This is a genomic window from Rathayibacter sp. AY1B7, assembly GCF_002932735.1.
Taxonomy (GTDB): domain Bacteria; phylum Actinomycetota; class Actinomycetes; order Actinomycetales; family Microbacteriaceae; genus Rathayibacter.
Genome location: NZ_PSWK01000012.1, coordinates 89,861 through 95,860, shown reverse-complemented (window position 1 = coordinate 95,860; position 6,000 = coordinate 89,861). Strand labels below are relative to the sequence as shown.

Here is a 6,000-nt window from a genome sequence, read left to right as displayed (position 1 = left end):
CGTGTCGCCGTCGTGCCGGCGGCGCTTCCTGTCCGCCAGACCCGAGAGGAGGCGACCGCATGTACGAAGGCATCGTCCAGGAGCTGATCGACGAGCTCGGCCGGCTCCCCGGCATCGGCCCGAAGTCCGCCCAGCGCATCGCGTTCCACATCCTGCAGACCGAGACGTTCGACGTCACCCGGCTCGCCGAGATCCTGCTCGAGCTGCGCGGCCGTGTGCACTTCTGCGACATCTGCGGGAACGTGGCGGAGGAGGCGACCTGCGGGATCTGCCGCGATCCGCGCCGCAGCCGCGCCGTCATCTGCGTCGTGGAGGAGGCGAAGGACGTCCCGGCGATCGAGCGCACCCGCGAGTTCCGCGGGCTCTACCACGTGCTCGGCGGCGCGATCAGCCCGATCGACGGCATCGGCCCGGATCAGCTCCGCATCCGCCAGCTGCTGCAGCGGCTCGCGGACGGCGAGGTGCAGGAGGTCATCATCGCGACCGACCCGAACCTCGAGGGCGAGGCGACGGCGACCTACCTCTCGCGCATGCTCAGCACCCTCGGCATCCGCATCACCCGCCTGGCCTCCGGGCTGCCCGTCGGCGGAGACCTCGAGTACGCCGACGAGATCACCCTCGGCCGCGCCTTCGAGGGCCGCCGGCTCGTCGAGAACTGACGCGGCCGCCGGAGTCGCATGACCGCTCCGGCATGCGGTCGACCGGTAGACTCGCCCGTCGGGTCGCGACGGCGGTCCAGCCACCGACACGGGAGCAGCACGTGAGCCTGATCGTCCAGAAGTTCGGCGGGTCCTCCGTCGCCGACGCGGAGAGCATCAAGCGGGTCGCGAAGCGGATCGTCGCCACCAAGCAGGCGGGCAACGACGTGGTCGTCGCCGTCTCGGCCATGGGCGACACCACCGACGACCTGCTCGAACTCGCCCACCAGGTCACGCCCATCCCCGCCCCTCGCGAGCTCGACATGCTGCTCTCCTCGGGCGAGCGCATCTCGATGGCGCTGCTGGCGATGGCGATCAAGAGCATGGGCTTCGAGGCCCGCTCCTTCACCGGCAGCCAGGCCGGCATGATCACGGACGCGCAGCACGGCGCCGCCCGCATCGTCGACATCACCCCGGTCCGCCTCCGCGAGGCGCTCGACGAGAACGCCGTCGTCATCGTCGCGGGCTTCCAGGGCTTCAACCGCGACACGAAGGACATCACCACCCTCGGCCGCGGCGGCTCGGACACCACCGCCGTCGCGCTCGCCGCGGGACTCGGCGCCGACACCTGCGAGATCTACACCGACGTCGACGGCGTCTTCACCGCCGACCCGCGGGTCGTCAAGAAGGCCCGCAAGCTCGACCGCATCACCAGCGAGGAGATGCTCGAGCTGGCCGCCGCGGGCGCGAAGGTGCTGCACATCCGCGCCGTCGAGTTCGCCCGCCGCCACGGAGTCACGCTCCACGTGCGCTCCTCCTTCAGCCCCAACGAGGGCACCATCGTCTACAACGCCGAGACCGCCGGCGCCGAGCAGAACGGACAAGCCGTGGAAGAGCCCATCATCGCCGGAGTCGCCGCCGACCTGAACGAGGCGAAGATCACTGTCGTCGGAATCCCCGACATCCCGGGCAAGGCCGCGCAGATCTTCACGATCGTGGCCAAGACCGGCTCCAACATCGACATGATCGTGCAGAACGTGTCGGCTGCGGCCACCGCCCGCACCGACATCTCGTTCACCCTGCCCAAGGCCGACGGCCAGACGGTCCTCATGGCTCTCAACGCCGAGAAGGACGAGGTCGGCTTCGAGTCCCTGCAGTACGACGACCAGATCGCCAAGCTCGCGCTCGTGGGCGCCGGGATGCGCACCAACGCCGGCGTGTCCGCGAAGCTGTTCCGCTCCCTCTACGAGGCCGGGATCAACATCGAGATGATCTCCACGAGCGAGATCCGCATCTCGGTCGTCACCCGCGCCGACACCGTGAACGAGGCCCTGCGCGTCGTGCACACCGCCTTCGGGCTCGACGCCGAGGACGAGGCCGTCGTCTACGCCGGCACCGGCCGCTGACGGCCGGACACCCTCGCGATCCGGCCGTTCCTCCCGAGCGGCCGGACCGACCGGTACCCTCTCCCTCGATCCCCCCGCCACGAGCGGCCCGCGCGCCGCACGGACGAAAGAGCACAGCATGAGCAGCACCCCCCTCCACGTGGGCGTCGTCGGCGCGACCGGCCAGGTCGGGAAGGTGATGCGCCGCCTCCTCGAGGAGCGCGACTTCCCGATCGCGTCCATCCGCTTCTTCGCCACCGCCCGCTCGGCGGGCACGACGCTGCCGTTCCGCGGCGAGGACGTCGTGGTCGAGGACGTGGAGACCGCCGATCCGTCGGGGCTCGACATCGCCCTGTTCTCGGCCGGAGCCACGGGATCGCGCGCGCAGGCGCCCCGCTTCGCCGCGGCCGGCGTCACCGTGATCGACAACTCCAGCGCCTGGCGGATGGACCCCGAGGTCCCGCTGGTCGTCAGCGAGGTGAACCCCCACGCCATCGACCAGGCGGTCAAGGGCATCATCGCCAACCCCAACTGCACCACGATGGCCGCGATGCCGATCCTCAAGGTCCTCGACCGCGAGGCGGGGCTCACGCGCCTGATCGTCAGCACCTACCAGGCCGTGTCCGGCAGCGGACTGGCCGGAGCGAACGAGCTGGCCGGCCAGGTCCGCGCCGCCGTCGCCGACGAGCACCTGCTCGACCTGGTGCACGACGGCTCGGCGGTCGACTTCCCCGCGCCGGACAAGTACGTCGCCCCGATCGCCTTCGACGTCATCCCCTTCGCGGGGAGCCTGGTCGAGGACGGCTCGAACGAGACCGACGAGGAGAAGAAGCTCCGCAACGAGAGCCGCCGCATCCTCGAGCTCCCGGAGCTGCTGGTCTCGGGCACCTGCGTGCGCGTCCCCGTGTTCACCGGCCACTCGCTCTCCGTCAACGCCGAGTTCGCCTCCGCCCTCAGCCCCGAGCGTGCTCGCGAGCTGCTGGCCGACGCGCCCGGCGTCGTGCTGCGCGAGGTGCCGACTCCGCTGGAGGCCGCGGGCAAGGACCCGAGCTTCGTCGGCCGCATCCGCGCCGACGAAGGCGCTCCGGAGGGACGCGGCCTCGCGCTCTTCATCAGCAACGACAACCTCCGCAAGGGCGCGGCCCTGAACGCCGTGCAGATCGCCGAGCTCATCGCGGCGAAGCAGCCCGTCTCCTGACCTCCGTGGACGGGGCCGGCGCCGAGCGCTCCGGCCCCTTCCGGGTGGAAAAGCCGCGAATTTGATGGGGGAGCGGGGCCCCTCCCCGCCGCGGTGTGCTCGGGCGAGCGTAAACTCGACTCTCGTGAACTCCTCGGAACCGGTCGACGTCGCCCTCATCGGTGGGGGCATCATGAGCGCCACGCTCGGCGCCCTCATCACCCAGCTGCAGCCCGACTGGACGATCGCCGCCTACGAGCGCCTCGGCGACGTGGCGCAGGAGTCGTCGAACCCGTGGAACAACGCGGGCACCGGTCACGCGGCCCTCTGCGAGCTGAACTACATGCCCGAGGCGGCCGACGGCTCCGTCGACCCGGCCAAGGCGATCCAGATCAACGAGCAGTTCCAGATCTCGCGCCAGTTCTGGTCGAGCCTGGTGGAGTCCGGCGGCATCCGCGTGCCCTCCAGCTTCATCAACCCGGCGCCGCACATGACCTTCGTGCACGGCGAGGCCAACGTCGAGTACCTCCGGAAGCGCTACGAGGCGCTCAAGGACCAGCCGCTGTTCGCCGGCATCGAGTTCACCGAGAGCGTCAAGACCATCCACGAGTGGGCGCCCCTGCTGATGGAGCAGCGTCCCGCCGGCGGCGGCCCCTATGCGGCGACGCGCATGCCGGCCGGCACCGACGTCGACTTCGGCTCGCTGACCCACCAGCTGTTCGACCACGTCGTCGCCCACGGCGGCACGCTCGACACCGGCCGCGAGGTCACCGACATCACCCGGCAGAAGGACGGCACCTGGCGCCTCGACCTCAAGCAGGTCGTCGGAGGCACGCCCCAGTCGGTGACCGCCCGCTTCGTCTTCGTCGGCGCCGGCGGCGGTGCGCTGCACCTCCTGCAGAAGTCGGGCATCCCCGAGATCAAGGGCTTCGGAGGCTTCCCGATCTCGGGCCAGTTCCTCCGCACCGACAACCCCGAGCTGGTCGCCCGGCACAAGGCGAAGGTCTACGGCAAGGCCGCTGTCGGCGCGCCCCCGATGTCGGTGCCGCACCTCGATGCGCGCGTCGTCGACGGCGAGTCGTCCCTCCTCTTCGGCCCCTACGCGGGCTTCACGCCCAAGTTCCTGAAGCGGGGCTCGTGGCTCGACCTGCCCCTGTCGATCCGGCCGCACAACATCGGCCCGATGCTCGCGGTCGCCCGCGACAACCTCGACCTGATGAAGTACTTGATCGGCGAGGTGCTCGCCGGCCGTGGCAAGAAGATGAAGGCCCTGCGCGAGTTCCTGCCCACCGCCCGCGACGAGGACTGGTACCTGATCACCGCCGGCCAGCGCGTCCAGGTGATGAAGAAGGACGAGAAGAAGGGCGGCGTGCTGCAGTTCGGCACCGAGGTCATCACCGGAGGGGACGGCACGATCGCCGGCCTGCTCGGCGCCTCGCCCGGAGCCTCGACCGCCGTGCCGATCATGCTCGACATCGTGCAGAAGTGCTTCCCCGACCGGATGAAGGCCTGGGAGCCTCGGATCCGCGCACTGGTGCCGAGCTACGGCTCGACGCTCAACGACGCGCCCGAGAAGGCCGAGCAGACGGTCACCGCGACCGCCGAGACGCTGGAGCTGTCCGCCTCGGTCTGATCGGGTGCGACCCGTTCGAACGTATGTTCTAATGGCTCCGTGAGGTGGAGCGGGCAGTCGATCGGCACGGCCGACGAGGCCGCGCTGCCCGGGCTCGTCAAGCTCACCGACCTGGTGCGGACTGTGCGCACACCGGAGTTCGAGGGCATCACCTTCTACGAGGTGCTCGCGAAGTCGGCGCTCAACCGCGTGCACACCTCCTCGAAGATGCCGTTCGGCTGGAGCATCAACCCGATGCGCGGCTGCACCCACGCCTGCACCTACTGCTTCGCCCGGCCCACGCACGAGTACCTCGAGTTCGACGGCGGCCGCGACTTCGACTCGCAGATCGTCGTGAAGGTGAACGTCGCCGAGGTCCTCACCCGGGAGCTCGCGAAGCCGAGCTGGGAGCGGCACCCCGTGGCACTCGGCACCAACACCGATCCGTACCAGCGCGCCGAGGGCCGCTACCGGCTGATGCCGGGCATCATCGCCGCGCTCGCCGCCTCGGGCACCCCGATCTCGATCCTCACGAAGGGCTCGCTGCTGCGGCGAGACCTGCCGCTGCTCCGCGAGGCCGCCGAGCACGTCCCGGTCGACCTCGGAGTGTCGATCGCCGTCTACGACGAGGGCCTCCAGCGCTCCGTCGAGCCGGGTGCGCCGACCGCGGCGGCCAGGCTGGCGACGGTCACCGCGGCACGGGAGGCCGGCTTCGACTGCTCGGTGTTCCTGATGCCGATCCTGCCGTTCCTCACCGACACCCGGGCGCACCTCGACGAGTCGCTCCAAGCCTGCCGCGAGGCGGGCGCCAGCACGATCATGTACTCGACCCTCTACCTCAAGCCCGGGGTGAAGGAGTGGTTCCTGCAGTGGCTCGGGCAGGAGCACCCCGAGCTGGTCGACAAGTACCGAGCGCTCTACCCGGGCCGCGACGCCTACGCGCCTCTCGAGTACCGGCGCTGGCTCTCGGCGCGCATCCGCCCGCTGATGCGCGCGCACGGGCTCGAGCGCGGCGAGGAGGACCCGGCCACCGGCTCCGTCAAGTCCTCCGCCCTCGGTTCGCTCGGGACGCTGCGGACCCTCGGCGGCGAGCGGCGCTCCCTCCAGCACGACGGGCTGCTGGTCGGGGAGCTCGGGCCGGAGCGCGCCGCGATCCTGCCCGGCGTCGGGCAGCCGACGCTGTTCTGA

Annotated in this window: 5 protein-coding genes; all 5 read left to right on the top strand. The window is 70.6% G+C overall.

Annotation, left to right across the window (positions count from 1 at the left end; genetic code table 11):
- Positions 1–59: 59 nt before the first annotated feature.
- Positions 60–659, top strand: a complete 600-nt coding sequence (gene recR, locus C5C95_RS08685; RefSeq protein WP_104222157.1) for a recombination mediator RecR — start codon at positions 60–62, stop codon at positions 657–659.
- Between the two features lie 101 nt (positions 660–760).
- Entirely contained in the window at positions 761–2,044 is a 1,284-nt protein-coding gene (locus C5C95_RS08680; protein WP_104324243.1) for an aspartate kinase, read from the top strand.
- A 118-nt stretch (positions 2,045–2,162) separates the two neighbouring features.
- Positions 2,163–3,221 (top strand): aspartate-semialdehyde dehydrogenase, encoded by a 1,059-nt coding sequence (locus C5C95_RS08675; RefSeq protein ID WP_104227259.1) that lies wholly within the window; start codon positions 2,163–2,165, stop codon positions 3,219–3,221.
- 64 nt (positions 3,222–3,285) lie between these two features.
- Complete coding sequence (locus C5C95_RS08670; RefSeq protein ID WP_104324242.1) at positions 3,286–4,833, top strand: malate:quinone oxidoreductase; 1,548 nt, start codon at positions 3,286–3,288, stop codon at positions 4,831–4,833.
- A gap of 39 nt (positions 4,834–4,872) precedes the next feature.
- Complete coding sequence (locus C5C95_RS08665) at positions 4,873–6,000, top strand: Rv2578c family radical SAM protein (protein WP_104324241.1); 1,128 nt, start codon at positions 4,873–4,875, stop codon at positions 5,998–6,000.